We start from the raw sequence: 16723 nt of genomic DNA, 5'->3' as shown, positions 1-16723 counted from the left end.
ATTTCACGCGATCATTTGCATCAAGATGCTTAACATTACTCCAAACCGAACGACTTCTTCAACACGCTATGATCAATTCCACCAAAATGAAATGCCGAACCGGTCTGAACGTTGTGAATCAAAATTTCTGCCGGGCTAAAAAGATTGGGGTCAATCTTGTAAAAATCTCGATCTGCCGCTTCGAAAATCTCCAGAAACGGCTTCCCGTAAATAGGTGAGGCCGACGAAGGCACCTCAGGACCGATCTCGCGAATCGAGTCATCATCTCCATTGACCCAGAGCGTCACCCGCCCCCCATACAAAATCGCATCATTCGTGAGCCCAATCCCGGTGAGATCGTCTTTTGCGACCGGTGAAATGGGAGCCGAGCCGCACGCCGATTCGATTCTTCCGACATCGAACCCCAACTCGAGCAACTTATGTAACGACGTCTCGACGCTTCGGGCAATCACTTGCATGTTGCCCGCAATGCTGGCTGTCGGGGCAACCAAAAGTGCAACCTGGTCTGGATCGACATTACAAGAACTTGCGATCTCTTCGACAGCCTCAGCAGTTGGAAGCTGACCACTTTCCAGCACGCCGACAACTCCGAATGCCTCTTCGTTGTAGCCAAGTTTCTCGAAGAGTTCTTCCTTGTTGGCCGCTGCCCGCATGGGACCGCTTCCCATCGCGAAATATTCCCCAACAGCAATTTGCCAACCTGCATATTGACTGAACAGACAGGCTTCGACGGGATCGTCTGATTGAACAAAGAGTTGTGGCCACCCTAAGCCGCCCATCTCCCCCGGGACAATTGAAATGTCCGCCAGCCCAGCCGTACAGACTTCTGCCAAGGCTAAACCAGCTGCCAGACTTCCCGGCGCATCGACGCCAAAGTCGAGAATCAACCCTGGACCGTCATAGTCCACCGGCTCAACCCGAAGTTCATCGAGACTACCGAGAATCTGGTGAACCAGATCCCAGGTCGAGTCATTCAAAATCGGATCGGATTCTAAAAGGTCGCTATCATCGTCATTCATGAAAGGTTCTTGATCGCTATTTCAGAGCACGTGTGAAGTGTGCATGAGAAGTGTACAGGCGCCTGCTCGGGACAATGTCTCTCTCAAATGGTTTTTAACAGTTTTGAGCCAAGAAGACAGCAGTTCGATAAAATTGCACTACTGAATCATCGCGAGGACGGCATCTTTCAGGTGAGGATTGACTGAAATCCCATTTCCACCAAGTGCGGTCGATTCGCCTTTCCAATCCATAAAAACACCACCAGCTTCTTCAACAATGGGAATCAGGGCTGCCGCATCCCATTCAGCGAGAAGCGGATCAACCATGAGATCCGCACGTCCGGTGGCGACCAGAATATGTCCGTAGCAATCGCCCCAACTTCGTGACAGTCGGCACTTCGCTGAGAACTCACCCAGCAATTCGAATTGATCGATTTCCTGCCAGCCTTCGACAGCTGTGAAAAGGAAGAGTGATTCACTCAGTTCTGATGTGTCACTCACTTTGGCTGGAACAGGTTCACTCTCTCCTCGCTGCCACCAGGCCCCGCCACCACGATGAGCATAGACGACCTCATTCGTCGCAGGAATTCGACAAATCCCAGCCACGCAGTCTCCTTCAAACTGCAATCCAACCAGCATTCCGAACAATGGAACACCATGAATGAACGATTTCGTTCCATCAATTGGGTCTAAGATCCAACGGAATCCGCTGGTTCCATCTTGTGCCCCGAACTCTTCGCCCATAATCGCATCGTCGGGAAACTCCTGAGCGATTTTCCCTCGCAAGAACTCTTCGGCTCCGCGATCTGCAACAGTCACGGGAGATTGATCACCTTTCAGCATGACTTGCAATTTGTCATTCAAAAAGTATTTCATGACGATCGCCTCTGCCTGAGCAGAAACGTCGAGACCGAAGTTCAGCCGCTCTTGAATCGATCGCTGTTGATTCGCGTTGGTATCCATTTGTCTCTCTGGGTTGAAGAATGAGGGAGAGTATTTTGAATGGCACTCTGAATCAAGGAGGAGGGTACTGATTCCATCAGGCCAGCTAATCAAGTTGCCTTCGCAATGCCCGCACTAAAGAGAAGTGTTTGAACTGGTGTGACTGTTCCTCCTCGTGGAATTCAGGATTTTTTCGTGGAGAGCGATCTCTTCACCGGCAATGAAAGCACGAAATTGATCTAATAAGTGTTGACCGATTAGACTCTCTCCCAACCTTAACTAACAGGAATTACTGATGAGTATCGCTGAATCAATTTTGCCAGAGTTCCAACAGGAAATGGCAGGGACTCGTAAAGTGCTTGAACGAATCCCAGAGGACAAACTGGATTGGAAAGCACATCCAAAATCGAACACGATTGGATGGGTCGCTTCGCACCTTGTCGAAATTTCAAGTTGGGTTGAAGGGACGCTAACCAAAGATTCGTGGGACATCAATCCTGTCGATGGCGAACCCCATTCATCTCAAACTTTCACAAGTTGCCAGAAAATTCTCGAACAATTCGACGCCAATGTTGCAGCAGCCATCGAACGAATCAAAGCGACGCCGGACGAAGAATTCCCGAAGTCGTGGTCCTTGCTCTCTGGTGGTCAAACTCTCTTGACCATGCCCAAAGCAGGCGTCATCCGAACATGGGTCTTGAATCACACGATCCACCACCGTGCACATCTTTGTGTTTATCTCCGCTTGAACGACATTCCCGTTCCCGGAATGTACGGACCGTCTGGCGATGAATAAGAGTTCAGTCGAGACTTGGCTGTAACGCAGTAAGAGACGAACCACTCAGAGATCCCGCGTCGGAAGCGCACCATGAATTTTCACATTCGCTTATTCTCGATGCTCTTCGCCTTCAGTCTGCAATGCACTTTTGCATTCGCTGCGGACCTGCAACTGGCAACGTTCCACGTCGATGTCACTCCGCCGATTGGTGATGGTCCTTGCGTTGGGTTCATGCAGAAAATCGAGAGCATCGAGCACCCGCTCGAAATGCGAGGCGTTCTGATTCGCAATGGCGAAGAGATATTTGTCGTCGCTGCGATTGATTATTGCGGGATATGTGGTTCAAGCGACGAAACGATTCGTTCGAAAATGGCTCAAGCGGCGGGAACGTCACTACACCAAGTCGCTTTGCAGTCACTCCATCAGCACACCGCTCCCGTTTTAGACGCCGATGGGATGCGCGTTTTATTCGGTGACGAAAGTCCTGAATTGAAACGACATCAGCAATTCACAGAAGAAATTGCGTCCAGAGCATCGAAAGGAATCATCAAAGCCAAAGAAGAGTTTCAATCGGTCAGCAGAATTATTGGGACGCGTGCAGAGGTCCGTGAGGTCGCCTCAAACCGGCGCGTCCCTCAAGACAATGGGAGCCTTGGAGTACGGTCAAGTCTCACCAGTGACCTTGCAATTCGAAACGCCCCTGAAGGTTTGATCGATCCCTGGCTACGTACGGTCACCTTTTTCAATGGGGAGACTTCCATCGCGCAGCTTCACTACTACGCAACTCACCCGCAAAGTTTCTATGGCGATGCCCGCATCAGTTGGGATACCGTCGGCATCGCAAGAGAGCGGTTCGAAAAGGAAACAGGGGTCTTTCAAGTCTACTTCAATGGATGCGGCGGCAATGTGACTGTTGGCAAATACAACGATGGAACTCGTGCAGCCAGAAAGCAATTGTCAGCCAACCTGCATGATGCAATGCTTCGCAGCACACAAAAAATCAACGATCATCAGACCGATGTCACTGTGAATGTCTCATCTCTCTCAAATGATGAAGTTTATTGGCAGTCGATCCCGGTCAACTTCACTCCCCGGGACGACGGCCCCTTTCACCCTGTTGCGCTCGAGCAACAACTCGCAACCAATCAGAGATTTTCGACTCGCTTGAAAGCGGCGATGTATACGGCATTCCGAGACTGCTTGCAGGCAGACCGAAAGGTGCAGGCGTCTCGCATGCGAATTGGAGAGATTGATCTCATCAATTTGCCGGGGGAACCATTCGTAGAGTTTCAACTTTTTGCACAACAGATCGCTCCCAAGTCATCATTTGTTTGCGTCGCCGGTTACGGAGAATGTGGAGTCTGGTACTTTGGCCCGGACCACATCTACACCGACCGAGGCGGTTATGAGCAAACCTGGTCTTTTACCGGTCCATGCGAAGAAGAGGTTCAACAAACATTGTCCAGACTTTTGAAACGATAAATTTTCCCCGACAGGTCGTTTATTTTTCTTCGCTCTCATAAAGTGTGAAACATTGAAACGCAAGAACTGGACCAAAAAGGAGCGACGTAATGTGGCATGGTGATCGACGTCTGTTTTTGAAAACATCCTCAGCCATTGCATCGAGCAGTATACTCGGCTCTCAGCTCTTCGCGCAATCGCCGTTGGGACAACGACCTCAACAGGACGCAGCGGTCGAAACTCTGTATCCTCGTGATCGCATCCCGATGACATTCATCATCGACGACTCGACCTGTCTGGTCAACATGGGGCACTTCTGTATTCCTCAATTCCACAGCTGTTACCCCGACCGAGCTGTCTACCAGAAACCGTGGCAAACCTTTCCACGTGAAATCCCGGACAGCTTTGTGCAAGAGTTTGGAGAGTGGTGTTCCGAGAATGGCGTGAAAGGGAAATACAGTATCGTTCCCTATCCTTCTTGTGTCGGCTGGGTCGATCGAGAACTTCCAGGCTGGCCGAGAAAGGCATTGCAACAGAGTTTAAAACTTGTCCGCGAGTTGATGGTCCCTAACTGGGATATTCACCCAGAAATGATCACACATACTCGCGTGATTGATCTCAAAACAGGGAGACCGTTTGACGAAATCAGCCCGGCAACAATGGAGAACTCCTACCCACAAGAAAAGAAGAGCGTCGACGAACTCGCAGAGTACCTTGCCTACGCATTGCAAATCCTGAAGAACTGCGGCTTGCCATGCGAAGGAGTCACCACGCCCGGAGGATTCGGCAACATGGTGAAAACAGAGCTCTCACTCGCAGCTCAGCAATCTGTGCGCGATGTGTATCAAACCGAGATTCCACATTACTTCAAGTACGTCGTTGGAGAACAAGAAAGCACGCAGCCAAAAGTCGAACATGTCTCCGGGCTGGGAACAAGTCAAGTCAATCTCACTGTCAACATTCCTGCAGGGACGGGTGATTGGTTCGGCGGTTGGGAAGGGGATGTCACCCCTGAGCCAGATCGGTATTCTACAGCCGATGCGAGTTCCGGACGGCTCGTCGATTTAATCGAACGTGGTGAGCCAGGATTTTTCCTCTGTCACTGGCCGGGCATGTACAGCAACGGAACGAAAGCAGGTTTCCACGCGTTTCAACGGGTCGTGAATTCAGTTCACAAAAAGTATCCAGAACAACTTCACTGGATGAAGCTCAGCGAAATCGCCCGATACTGGGCCGCGAAAGAGTTGACGACGATTCGTGTCGATGACTCAACGATTCAACTGGACGCTCCATTCGCTTGCCCCGACTTCACATTGAAGTTCAAAACCAATGAGGCGCAACCACTCAAAATCACTTCACGAGGTGAGGTGATTCCGCTGAAACGAGTGCAGTCGAAAACACAATTGAAAGCCGGTCACATTTTTCAGACACCTGAAACAGCAACTCTCTGTTTCGACCTTCCGAAAGGGGTCACAACAATTCAATTGTAAACGGGATGGTCGAGGCCGGGTGATCGAGGCCGAACAGAGATCGATTCACCGCTGATAAATCGGGAGATACCGGTATTCCACAGTGAGCGCCAAAACAGCTGCGGCAGTGGCGTAAATTCGTCCCGCCTGACGCTCGCTCCCATGAATTGGAGTCCATCCTCCATCGTCATCCTGAAGTGGAAGAAGAAGCCCCGCCAGGTGCTTATGATTTTCTTTAGCGATGTTCCCACCCATCTTAAACATCCCAACGCCAGTATAGTAAACGCCGTAGTAAAAGTAGCTGGACCGTTGGTGAAGAGGATGTTCAAGCAACCACTTTGCTCCCCCGATTGCTTCAGGAGTTTGATGAGCTCCACAGACTTCCAGACAGGTGATACCGATCCCGGTCAATGTTGATGTCGGAGCATTTCCAGGCTGATAAGAGAAGCCCTCGTTCTCCCTTGCGGAGCAGTTTTTCACATATTGAACCGCTGCATCAATGGCCTCTGCAGGGACATCACAACCGATATCCTTCGCAGCACGTAACGCCATGACCTGCCAGCCGGTCACACTTAAATCACTGTCGCGGCTGTTCGTCTGGTATCTCCATCCCCCTTGATGGCGATTGTTTTTCGAGAGTGCCTGTGACTCTAAAATCAGGCGAATTGCATCTTCCAGCGAACGTCGAACAACCATCGCATCGGCACCATCCATCATGCCGGCAACTTCACCAAGCATTAACGCGCAGATTCCATGATTGTACATCGGGCCGTGGCTGGATTTCTTTGAGATCAACATCCCGTCCGGTTGTTGTTGATCGACAACCCAGCGAACACCACGATTGATTCGCTCACCGTAAATCCCTTCACCGGGCACATGACCGGCAGCAAGGTAAGACATGACTGCCAGAGAAGTGATCGCTGAGGAATCGCCCCAGGATTCGGTCCTCCAGGAACCGTGATCAGTTTGTTGGCTGGCGATGAATTCCAATGCCCGAGCGATTGATTTCTCGACGGCATCATCAGCGGGGTCCTGAGCGAGCAGCCTATGCGGGAATATCAGCCCGAGCACCACTAACAAAACCGACCAAGCTGTCGCGCCTGTGGCTCGACTCTCACTCATTCTGAATCCTTATCAGCGTCAGCTTTATCAGTGTCAGCTTTATCAGTGTCAGCTTTATCAGTGTCAGCTTTATCAGTGTCAGCTTTATCAGTGTCAGCTTTGTTAGTGTCAGCTTTGTTAGTGTCAGCTTTGTTAGTGTCAGCTTTGTTAGTGTCAGCTTTCTCTGTAACAGACTTTTCTGTAACAGAATCGTCTTCAGAGTCTTTATTTTTAGAGTCAGGACGTTCCAGCTTCAACGACAGAATACGTCCCAATTCCTGAATTGGTGTCTCGTGATCATCAACGCGGAAGTCAATCATGCGGTCGTTGAAGCCTGCGTATCCGGCACCTTCTTTAACAACCAGAATGGCAGCGGACTGTCGACCGCGAATATCTCCTCCAGCTTCATCGGCAGCCTCTAAAGCTCCCATGATCCTCCAGGTTAGCGAACCTTCCGAATCTTCGAACGCTTTCGCCATCTTCTCAATCACTTCTGGCCCGGCCAGAATGTTTCCTTGACAGGCAAAATTTTCGCCAGTCTTTCCACCTGCCCAAGGAAGGCATTTCTCACCGGTGAAAGTTGCAGCGTTCCCGAATTTATCGACCAAGCCAACTTGTCTGTTCGCTCGCATCGGATCGGCGTCTGTAAGTTGCTTGAGAACTTCGCTAGCTGAGGCTCCATCATTCAAAAGCCTTAACCCTTCGGGACCGTAAGTCGTGTTTGCAAAACTTTGAGTTGCAATCGCTCCCTGTTCTGCCTTTGCCCATGGGACAACATGACCGACTGCAAGAAATTTTGAAGCGACACCGATTCCCCATTCTTTCGTTGCAGGGTCATAAGCAACAATGGAAAACGTACTGACAACTTCCTGCTTGTTTTCTTGATCATTCATTTTCGGCACTGTTGCTGGTTCATCAGCAGAGAGCGGTCCTGTTCCGAAGAGAAGAAGGAGCAGTGCGACTGTTTCCTTCGAGATCGTTCTCTTCAAAAGAGAAAAAATAGCAAGTCGTGATTGATTTGATTTCATCATAGTTTGAAAGGTCGCCATCGATTGAATGGTCATTCAAAAGAGTTCGAATAGAGCATCTTCAATGCTCTCCCGCCTGTGAAGAACGCTTCATAGACTCTCTGCCACGAGGCAGAACGTAAAGACCATATACATATTGTTTAGGATTTCAAAAATCTGATGAGCGTTTCTGACACGCTCGAATGAACCCGGAAACACGATTGCACTTCACTCGAAGAGCAACGAATCACCAGTCTCTTTCTTCCAGTACATCTCTGCCTTTTAATTCCGTCACGAAGATCATTTCAACGAACATCGCCCCGGTCATCGAGGCGTCATCCAACAGATGAAAATCTCGGGCTCATGTAGCTCTTCTAAAGTACGACAGACGATTGAAGTCTATCACTCTTCGTTGAACCAGTACGCTGGCAGTTTCATACGATGGAGACAGGAAGCTGTCCCCAACATTGTAAGACTGATTCAACTGAAATCCCATCTTCAGGATCAATTCTCATGCAGTCAAATTTTAATTGGCAGAATTCAGAGAAGACAACGAGTCCCCCTTACAAAACTCAAAGCCAACGAGACGGCCATAACACATTGTATACACATGACTTGCGAAACAAGTCCAAAATGGGAAGAACTCGGAACCGAACTTCCATCAACAAATCGACCTGAATGCAGGATATTCGAGTTCATCTAAGTGAACAGCGAACCGCTTCACAGATTCGTAAAACGGAAACCAATTCGAAAGATGCTCTAACCATCAACGTGCATTTCACATCAAAGTGCATTTCACAGTGAAACCGGATACGGAAGGAGACTTGTCCTCCATCTTTGAGAGTCAATTTTTGCAGCTGAAACAAAATGAAAAAAATGCAGTGAATGTGAAATTTTCGCGAACCGAACAAAATTGGTCTTGTCCAAAATGTAGAAAAGGTAACAATGCTGTTACGACGTTTCGGGCGACACGCAGCCCGAAGGGTATCCGCCTGCTAACAAACCGGATCTGGCGAGCCGGGTGAGGTGGGATGTTTCATTCAGAAAGGAGGTGGTCAAGTGGATTCTGATTTTAGTAGCCAACAACGAGGTGGTACTGCCTAGGCAGTCGGCGGGCTGTCGCTGGCAGCCACCAAAGAAGATCAAAGATCGGGAATGGCTCCGATCACTATTTGATCTTCCCTGAATCGTAATTGTTTTGATTGCAATTCAGGACCTCGAGATCACTGACCTCGAGTATACGAGAGGGGCGGCTTCAACTTGAGGCCGCCCCTCTTTCGCACTTTATGAGACCACTTCGCTCAGCGAACAGGCGTGGTTCAGCTTTCTTCTCTCCCTGTTCGTCATCCCTGTTCGTCTACTGCGGTCATCACTCTCTCGCAGCTCTCACGGTTTAGAGTATCTTTCGAACTGGCCTTCAGTGTCGATATAGCCCCCTGAGAATCAAGGGAGTTCATCGACCACCTGACCTGCAGCGATCTGCCTTCCGACCAAGCCTGAATTTGCTCTCATACGAGACAACTTTAAGAAGGGGTGACTGTAGAACGGGACCACTGTCCCGTCAGGCCAGTGTGAAGCATCTTTTCGAATTGGTGTCCGGGTCTCCCTCGTGGCGAACAGCAATTTAATTAGAACTGGTCCTGAAACGTGCAATTGCCCTCTCAAACGTTGAGGAAAGCGGCTATTCCAGAGGTTTTCGGACTGGTTCTAGAGAAATGCGTTCTTCATGGGCACACGGTCGAGTCGTTTGCTCTCGGAACGGGACAATGGTCCCGTTCTACTGATGTTCCCTGGTAAAATGCGTCGAGATCTTGCTGTCGCTGATGTCTTGCCGTTTGGCTGGACAATAGAGCTCGAAGAATCACATTGAAGCTTGCCGACCCGGTTTGTCTCTTTCAATGTGTTCCATTCCGCACGCTCCGGCGGTGGGGAGAATTTTGCTGGGACTGCACCGTCCAGTAGGGTTGAAGACCGAGCGGATTTCCGTCATGACATCGAGGTCAGTTTTCGTAAAAAGTTGGTCCATGAAACTGATTTTCTCAACACCGATCCCGTGTTCGCCAGTCACACTTCCTCCAAGTTCAATGCACTTTGTCAAAATCTCATCGCCAGCAGCGATTACTCTTTTGATCTGATCACTGTCTCGTTCGTCAAAGAGAAGTACCGGGTGAATATTTCCATCCCCCGCGTGGAAGACGTTGACGATGCGGATGTCGTGCCGTTGCCCCGCTTCAGTAATGAATTCCAGAATTTCCGGAAGTTTCGTTCGCGGGACGACCCCATCCTGCGTGCAGTAACTGGGAGCCAAACGCCCAATCGCCCCGAACGCCTGCTTGCGACATTTCCACAAAAGCTGACGCTCTTCATCGGTATTGGCTGAACGAACTTCGCGGGCACCATGTGCGTTACAAATGTCGACAATCTTTTGCTTCTCTTCATCCACCGCGACTTCCATCCCATCCACTTCGATCAACAGAACCGCTCCTGCATCAAGTGGAAAACCGAAGTGGAAAGCTTCTTCAAGTGCGCCGACGATTCCCTGATCCATCATTTCCAGAGCAGCAGGGATAATCCCTTCTCCGATGATTGAGGTAATCGCCTCGGTCGCTGCAGTGACTGTTTCGAAAACACCAAGCATTGTCCGAAATGAATCGGGATTTCGAGTCAGCTTCACCCAGACTTTGGTAGCAATCCCGAATGTTCCTTCACTTCCGACAAACAGACCTGTGAGATCAAGCCCAGGTAAATCCTCACATGGTCCCCCCAATTGGACTAAATCACCATTTGGAAGAACCACTTCCAGACCGATCACGTGATTGACTGTCACTCCATACTTGAGAGTATGCGGCCCTCCGGAATTTGTCGCAACATTTCCACCAATCGTGCAAGCACCTTGAGAAGAAGGATCAGGTGCGTAGTGAAGTCCGGTCCCTTTGAGTCGTTGTGTGAGATGAACGTTCACCAATCCCGGTTCAACAATAGCGTATCCGTCACGTTCATTGATCTCAAGAATCTGCCGCATCCGCGTCAGGCAAATCATCACCCCACCACCGACCGGCAGCGTCCCCCCCGCAAGACTCGTCCCGGCCCCTCTGGGGACAAACGGAAGGTCGAATTCGCAACACAGCTTGACTGTTTCAACGATTTGATCAGTTGACGTTGGGAAAACCACCACATCCGGGACACGCTTTTCAACGACGTATCCGTCACACTCGTAGACAATCAACTCATCTTCGGAACAGAGAAGATTTTCGGGAGTATAAATTTGCCTCAGACGATGAATGAATTCAGATGTTGTGGTCGGCGATGTGATCGGCATTATTATCGGCTTGGTTCGTCCGCGAGTCGGTCTTGAATTCAGAGTTGAAAACGGTCTTCAACCAGTTCTGACTTCGTAGTATCGAACGTCCCAGCACAGAAGACAACCCTTGAGAATTTTGCAAAGGATGTCGCTCGGAGAGACACTTAGAGCAATTTGGTACGTGTCGTCCCCGTACAGGTCAGATTCAACACTTTTTAAACTGCCAATCGCGAGGCAGAAGGCGAAATCTCACGTTTATTTTCCCAACCCCAAAACCACATTGGGAGCGAAATTGGGAACGAAATTTTAATCCAGCTCGATGAGAGTTTGTGTTCGCAAAACTGCGAGATCGACTGGAAATGTGTGAAAGGTATGCACCGACAGCATTCGGGCACTTCCTTCGACACGAACCAGACTCAAAGCTCCGGGCAGTAAGCGATTCGGAGCAGGGAATTGATGAGACAGAAAAACCTTCGAGGTTTCTGATTCGAGTTCCATTTGAACTCGCGTGAAGACACTATATTCCACGACATCCACTTCGCCTGCGAAATGATACAGGAACGGAACGTTCGATTTGTGGAGAATCTCTTCTTGCTCGTTGTAAAAGTAGGTTCGCTGCAAGCCAAACGTCGAAAGCTGCTGGCGGTCCGGAGCGGTCACTTCAACTATAGAATGACCTCCAGAAGAAAACTGTAAATAGTATCCCCCCTCGCAAAGACCGACGGTCATGTCGTATTGCTCCGAGCGTATTCGCCCGACAATGACCGGGTCAAACAGCTCTGGGTGCAGAGGCCGATCAAACATCCTGTATGATGTTTCCGCGATGCTGGGACGTATTGATTCCATCGTCATCGGTTCCCTCGCCTCTCATCTTTGACCATGATCAGTTCACGATAAGTATACGTCGTGAAGTCATGACGTCGAGAAACTGTTTAGGAACTTTTCAGCACTTCCCTGGAACCTGCCAGCGAATTCCCGATGCTTTTCGAGCCGTTGAATATCAATGTCTTGAGTTTGCAAACGACTTGACACCATAGATCGGTTAAGTGATTGCCGCAGTCTCATCTGCTCGGTTTCAATTCACGCTACAATCCAGAGCAAGTTTTGTGATTGAAATTTTTCCGGAAAAGCAAACCGCGACATCACATTTTGGACGTTGACCTCGGTTACGGAACTGGCCGCGATAGATCGCTCCTTCGTCATTCCATTCGAACTTCAGGTCGACTTGGCTTGTGTCGTGCGGGCAGAATTCGATCTCTGGATCAGGCTCGCTTTCATGCAGGGCAGGGAAGTTGACATTCCAGAATTGTCCTGCCTCAAGAGGTAAATCGAACAAGACGTCCAACACTTGCTGCGTCCAGCGTGTGGTCCGTTCCCAATCTTGCATGTACTCCGGCTTCCGCAGGTATTGCGAAAATGCAATTGCTTTTTTCCCGGAGAGAGTTGCCTCTCGTGCTGCTGCGGCGGTTCCCGACATGAAAATATCGCCCGCAAGATTTGCCCCTTCATTGATGCCCGAAAGAACCCAATCAACATCGGGGGCGAATTGCAGAAGCCCCAGACGGCTGCAATCTGCAGGTGTCCCATGAACGATGTGTATCCCGGGACCGCCACTCTCGACGCGAATCAAGCTTTTATCGGTCACTTGATGTCCGCACCCCGAGTAAGCTTGATTCGGGGCGACAACCGTACATTCTCCGCGAGATTCGACAGCTGCCTTGAGAGCTGCAATTCCGTCGGCCAGATATCCATCGTCGTTCGTTAAAAGAAATTTCATGTCGTATCAGCATCTATTAAAGTTTTGTGAGAGACTCGCCTTGAAACAACCACTCTCTCACAAATTTATGAATGTTCAATCACGTCACCATAAAGAATAGGAGAATTCCCGAATCGTAGAGGTCATTCTCAATCCTTCGTGACTGGCAACAAGCTCAGGCCGACTCGTTTCCGATCGAGATCGATTTGATCAACCCACGCCGTCACGACGTCACCCACATTCACATGATCAAATGGTGACGAGACAAACGTGTCCGACATTTTACTGATGTGAACCAGACCATCATTCTTTAAACCGATATCCACAAAGGCTCCAAAGTCGACAACATTCGTGACGACACCTTGCAGCTTTAGTCCTTGGTGAAGATCTTCCAATTTCAGGACTCCCGATCGAAAGAGCGGACCGGAAAGGTCTTCACGAGGATCGCGACCAGGTCGCAGCAATGAGTCGATCAGATGTTCGATTGTGTAAGAGTCTGATGAAATTTCGCTGGCAAGTTCCTCGGGCTTCGCCGTTGTGAGACTCTGGCGAATGTCACCTGGAATTTTCCCGTTTGAAACCATCTCTTTCGAAAGACCAAATCGCGTCAGGAAAGCCTCAGCAAGCGAATAAGTTTCCGGGTGAATCCAGGTTGCATCAAACGGTTCTTTGCTGTCCGGAATCCTGAGAAACCCCGCAGCTTGCGTAAAAGCGACCTCGCCAATTCCAGCAACTTTCTTGAGTTGGCTACGAGACCGAAACGGTCCATTTTCCGTTCGCCACTTAACAATATTCTTCGCGCTCGTGCGATTCAGACCCGAGACATACTTGAGAAGCTCCACGCTCGAACGATTTAAGTCGACACCGACATTGTTCACGCAGGACTCAACAACAGAATCGAGAGATGTTTGCAATTGCTTCTCGGCAACATCGTGTTGATACATCCCGACGCCGATATGTTGCGGTTCGATTTTGACCAGTTCGCTGAGCGGGTCCTGCAATCTGCGGCCGATGGAAATCGTGCCGCGCACAGTTGCGTCGTAGTCCGGAAATTCTTCTCGCCCCACCTCGCTGGCAGAATAAATACTCGCTCCCGCTTCATTCACGATGACGTACTTACAGCTGAGCGAATGTTCTTTGATCGTCTTCGCAACGAGTTCTTCGGTTTCGCGAGAAGCGGTCCCGTTCCCAATGGCGATTACATCAACGGCATGAGTCTCTGCCAGCTTCGCAAGTTTCCCTTGTTGCTCTTTCTCATCTTTGCCGATCACATAGATCAAATCGTTGGTCAGAACAGTTCCATCTTCATCGAGAACAATCACTTTGCAGCCGGACCGAAATCCGGGATCGATGGCAAGAACGGTTTGCCGTTCCAGTGGTGGCTGCATGAGCAAACTTCGTAGGTTCTTGCTGAAGACTTCGATGGCATGCTTCTGCGACTTCTCGGTCAGGTCGCGCCGAATTTCTCGTTCAATCGCAGGATTGATCAAACGTTTCAAAGCATCCTCATTGCACGATGAAAGAAAGCTTCGCGCTTTGTGTGTTCCGAGCCGAAGCAAAGAGTTCGCTTGAACTAAAGCACGGTCATTGTCCCAATTGATGCTGACTCGAAGTGCCTTCTTGGCTTCTCCTCGATCGATCGCCAACACGCGATGCGGTGGCAAGCGATCCAGTGCTCCATCAAAGTTTGCATAGTCAGCGAAGACTTGCTCGTCATCCGCTCCTTTGACGAGCTTCGTTTTCGCTCGGCCCGTTTTCTTCGCAATCTGGCGAACAGAATCGCGCAGAGTAATCGACTCGGCAATACGAGCTGCGAGAATATCGGCTGTCCCTTTGAGAACCGTATCGACATCAACCAGATCGGGATGCTTTCCGACACAATTGTCAGCGACTCTCTTGAGGTCCGCATCCCCAACACGTCCGGTCCAGACAGCTTCTGCAAGTGGCCCCAGCCCACGTTCGAGTGCTTCATCAGCACGCGTTTTTCGACGGCTCTTGAAGGGTGCGAAAAGCTCTTCCAGCCGTTTCTTCGAATCGGCCTGTTCGAAAAGCTGGCGAAGTTCTGGAGTCAGCTTTCCTTGCTCATCGATCGATTTCAGCATCCGCTCAAGCATTGCTTCAATTTCACGGAGATCTTTCAGCTTGGATTCGATTTCGCGAATCTGCACTTCATCCAAACCATCAGTCTGATGCTTCCGGTATCGCGTGATAAACGGAACGGTATTTCCCTCATCAAGCAGGGAAATCACGTTTTGAACCTGGCGTTCGTCGACGTTAAGAATCTGGGCGATTTGTTTAGAGAGTTGAGTTTGTGCGGTCATTCGAAGAAAAATCTTTGGGATTGAAATAGGGTGTTTTGCGCTCGATAAGTCAGCTGACACGGGCAGATTGTAGTGATTCTATCAGTTTTCAGTGATGCTACCGGACAGAAGGAGACGATTATAACGATCATACAGAGAGTGCGCAAATTGTGCTTTCAGAGATTCGCAATCGATTTTCGTCTGGGGGGAACCGACGATGCGTGAGCATTGGGGTTTATTGTGTCAAAAACTATTCCGTCTTGCTGGCCCGACAGCTGCCTGCCTGATGCTTTCGCCTATTGCGAATGCTCAGGATTTTGAGCAACCTGAGGGCCGAATTCGAGTGGTGGATCATCAATTCGCTGAGCCTGAAGCAAATCAGAACGCTCCGCTGATCATCAACCAGAATCAGCTTGATCCGAATTCTCCAGAGGCGATCTTCACTCCTTGGGTGACACAAAATTGTGCGCCGGGTTTTGGAATGGCGAAGAAACCCCAGTCTCTTGACACTCCAAACATGATTGGGGACTTCCTCGGACGGACCGGAAGCGTCAACTTTTCGACGACGACAATGGGGTCGCTGGAAACTTCGCAAGGCCTGTTCGATATCCCCGGATCGGGACGTGTTCCGAAAGTCGCAGAAAACAACAGTGCGATCCCGCGAGATCGTTTCTACTTTACTTACAATCATTTCCACAACGCTTATTCTGCGAATTCGACGGTCAATCCGAATGACGTCGACATGGATATGATCCCGCTCGATCCCGTTGTGCGATCAGATCAGTTTCACCAGAATCGCTTTACTCTCGGTCTTGAAAAAACATTCCTCTACGGAGACATGTCCGTAGAATTCAGACTGCCATTGGTGACTCAGGTTGATTACGAAGTTCCCGGGTTTACTGATCCAACTTCAACCGCGTTTTCGTTCGGAACGAACGATCCGACCGGAAACCTTTCGATGATTTTGAAGAAGGTTCTATTCGACTGGTACGGACCACGTTCTTCTGGTGTGATCAGTAGTGGTTTTGCTCTCACGTTCCCAACGTCTGAAGGAGCATCAGTCAATCTTGGCGATGCGACATTCCTGGTCGATGATGCTGGACTTCATTTCTCTCCATACATGACCATGCTCATTGAAAGTCCAGCAGGCTGGTTCATTCAAGGGTTCGTGGAATTCGATTATTCAACAGACAAAATCGCTGTTGAAGATCGCAATGCCGGTGGAGTCGGGAAAGTCGACATCCCGGACGTCGTCAACCTGGATGTTGGTGCCGGTTGGTGGTTAGCTCGCTACCCGGACAACCATCTATTCAAAGGCTTAGCTGGAATCGTCGAATACCACTACACAGGCCAAAGACAAGACTTCGAGAACATTGCTTTTCAATCGGTGGGTCAAAACTCGACAAGCGATGTGATCGTGGGTGGCTTCGACAGCCGCAGAGATATCATGAACCTGACGACCGGTGTGCATGTCGTTGTCACCGACCACATCAACGCCCGTGTTGCCGGTGTGGTCCCGCTTCGAGATGCTCCAGATCGTCAATTTGACGCTGAAGTGGTATTTCAATTGGACTTGGTGCGATAATCAATCTTCGTGAGTCAGCTTCAGG

Annotated in this window: 12 protein-coding genes; 4 read left to right on the top strand and 8 right to left on the bottom strand. The window is 49.8% G+C overall.

Annotated elements, in window-relative coordinates; translation table 11 throughout:
- Positions 1-35 precede the first annotated feature (35 nt).
- Positions 36-1019: a methenyltetrahydromethanopterin cyclohydrolase gene (gene mch / locus Mal48_RS08405; RefSeq protein WP_145197941.1), complete on the bottom strand. Its 984-nt coding sequence runs from the start codon at positions 1017-1019 to the stop codon at positions 36-38.
- A gap of 138 nt (positions 1020-1157) precedes the next feature.
- Positions 1158-1961 carry a histidinol-phosphatase gene (gene hisN, locus Mal48_RS08400; RefSeq protein WP_145197939.1) on the bottom strand — a complete coding sequence of 268 codons (804 nt, stop codon included), beginning with the start codon at positions 1959-1961 and terminating at the stop codon, positions 1158-1160.
- 274 nt (positions 1962-2235) lie between these two features.
- Between hisN and Mal48_RS08395 the strand changes: the two genes are divergently transcribed.
- The 3 genes from Mal48_RS08395 to Mal48_RS08385 all read left to right on the top strand — a co-directional run bounded on the left by Mal48_RS08395 (position 2236) and on the right by Mal48_RS08385 (position 5669).
- Entirely contained in the window at positions 2236-2736 is a 501-nt protein-coding gene (locus tag Mal48_RS08395) for a DinB family protein (RefSeq protein WP_145197937.1), read from the top strand.
- Between the two features lie 72 nt (positions 2737-2808).
- On the top strand, positions 2809-4200 hold the full coding sequence (locus tag Mal48_RS08390) for a hypothetical protein (protein ID WP_145197935.1): 1392 nt from the start codon (positions 2809-2811) through the stop codon (positions 4198-4200).
- A gap of 89 nt (positions 4201-4289) precedes the next feature.
- Entirely contained in the window at positions 4290-5669 is a 1380-nt protein-coding gene (locus Mal48_RS08385; RefSeq protein ID WP_145197933.1) for a hypothetical protein, read from the top strand.
- Positions 5670-5714: 45 nt separating this feature from the next.
- Here Mal48_RS08385 and Mal48_RS08380 read toward each other — a convergent pair whose 3' ends face one another.
- The 6 genes from Mal48_RS08380 to Mal48_RS08355 all read right to left on the bottom strand — a co-directional run bounded on the left by Mal48_RS08380 (position 5715) and on the right by Mal48_RS08355 (position 15134).
- Positions 5715-6770, bottom strand: coding sequence for a prenyltransferase/squalene oxidase repeat-containing protein (locus Mal48_RS08380; protein WP_145197931.1), 1056 nt, complete (start codon positions 6768-6770; stop codon positions 5715-5717).
- On the bottom strand, positions 6767-7642 hold the full coding sequence (locus Mal48_RS08375) for a DUF1028 domain-containing protein (protein WP_145197929.1): 876 nt from the start codon (positions 7640-7642) through the stop codon (positions 6767-6769). The genes Mal48_RS08380 and Mal48_RS08375 overlap by 4 nt, the downstream gene beginning before the upstream one ends.
- Before the next feature lie 1975 nt (positions 7643-9617).
- The gene (locus Mal48_RS08370) at positions 9618-11075 is read right to left on the bottom strand and encodes an FAD-binding oxidoreductase (RefSeq protein WP_145197927.1); all 1458 of its coding nucleotides are present in this window, start codon (positions 11073-11075) and stop codon (positions 9618-9620) included.
- 288 nt (positions 11076-11363) lie between these two features.
- A complete protein-coding gene (locus Mal48_RS08365; RefSeq protein ID WP_145197925.1) occupies positions 11364-11909 on the bottom strand; it encodes a DUF2617 family protein in 546 nt (181 codons plus the stop codon).
- A 223-nt stretch (positions 11910-12132) separates the two neighbouring features.
- Entirely contained in the window at positions 12133-12834 is a 702-nt protein-coding gene (gene surE, locus Mal48_RS08360; RefSeq protein WP_145197923.1) for a 5'/3'-nucleotidase SurE, read from the bottom strand.
- A gap of 128 nt (positions 12835-12962) precedes the next feature.
- Positions 12963-15134, bottom strand: a complete 2172-nt coding sequence (locus Mal48_RS08355) for a helix-hairpin-helix domain-containing protein (protein WP_145197921.1) — start codon at positions 15132-15134, stop codon at positions 12963-12965.
- 196 nt (positions 15135-15330) lie between these two features.
- On the opposite strand from Mal48_RS08355, the gene Mal48_RS08350 reads away from it, so the two are divergent.
- The gene (locus Mal48_RS08350; RefSeq protein ID WP_145197919.1) at positions 15331-16698 is read left to right on the top strand and encodes a hypothetical protein; all 1368 of its coding nucleotides are present in this window, start codon (positions 15331-15333) and stop codon (positions 16696-16698) included.
- The last annotated feature ends 25 nt before the right edge of the window (positions 16699-16723 follow it).

Origin of the sequence: Thalassoglobus polymorphus (assembly GCF_007744255.1) — a bacterium.
Lineage (GTDB): Bacteria > Planctomycetota > Planctomycetia > Planctomycetales > Planctomycetaceae > Thalassoglobus > Thalassoglobus polymorphus.
This window is presented reverse-complemented; position numbering and strand designations above follow the sequence as displayed.

Excerpts from the sequence above, each read along its gene's own strand:
- mch (WP_145197941.1), bottom strand. The coding sequence starts at position 1,019 with ATGAATGACGATGATAGCGACCTTTTAGAATCCGATCCGATTTTGAAT.
- hisN (WP_145197939.1), bottom strand. The coding sequence starts at position 1,961 with ATGGATACCAACGCGAATCAACAGCGATCGATTCAAGAGCGGCTGAAC.
- Mal48_RS08395 (WP_145197937.1), top strand. The coding sequence starts at position 2,236 with ATGAGTATCGCTGAATCAATTTTGCCAGAGTTCCAACAGGAAATGGCA.
- Mal48_RS08390 (WP_145197935.1), top strand. The coding sequence starts at position 2,809 with ATGAATTTTCACATTCGCTTATTCTCGATGCTCTTCGCCTTCAGTCTG.
- Mal48_RS08385 (WP_145197933.1), top strand. The coding sequence starts at position 4,290 with ATGTGGCATGGTGATCGACGTCTGTTTTTGAAAACATCCTCAGCCATT.
- Mal48_RS08380 (WP_145197931.1), bottom strand. The coding sequence starts at position 6,770 with ATGAGTGAGAGTCGAGCCACAGGCGCGACAGCTTGGTCGGTTTTGTTA.
- Mal48_RS08375 (WP_145197929.1), bottom strand. The coding sequence starts at position 7,642 with ATGAATGATCAAGAAAACAAGCAGGAAGTTGTCAGTACGTTTTCCATT.
- Mal48_RS08370 (WP_145197927.1), bottom strand. The coding sequence starts at position 11,075 with ATGCCGATCACATCGCCGACCACAACATCTGAATTCATTCATCGTCTG.
- Mal48_RS08365 (WP_145197925.1), bottom strand. The coding sequence starts at position 11,909 with ATGACGATGGAATCAATACGTCCCAGCATCGCGGAAACATCATACAGG.
- surE (WP_145197923.1), bottom strand. The coding sequence starts at position 12,834 with ATGAAATTTCTTTTAACGAACGACGATGGATATCTGGCCGACGGAATT.
- Mal48_RS08355 (WP_145197921.1), bottom strand. The coding sequence starts at position 15,134 with ATGACCGCACAAACTCAACTCTCTAAACAAATCGCCCAGATTCTTAAC.
- Mal48_RS08350 (WP_145197919.1), top strand. The coding sequence starts at position 15,331 with ATGCGTGAGCATTGGGGTTTATTGTGTCAAAAACTATTCCGTCTTGCT.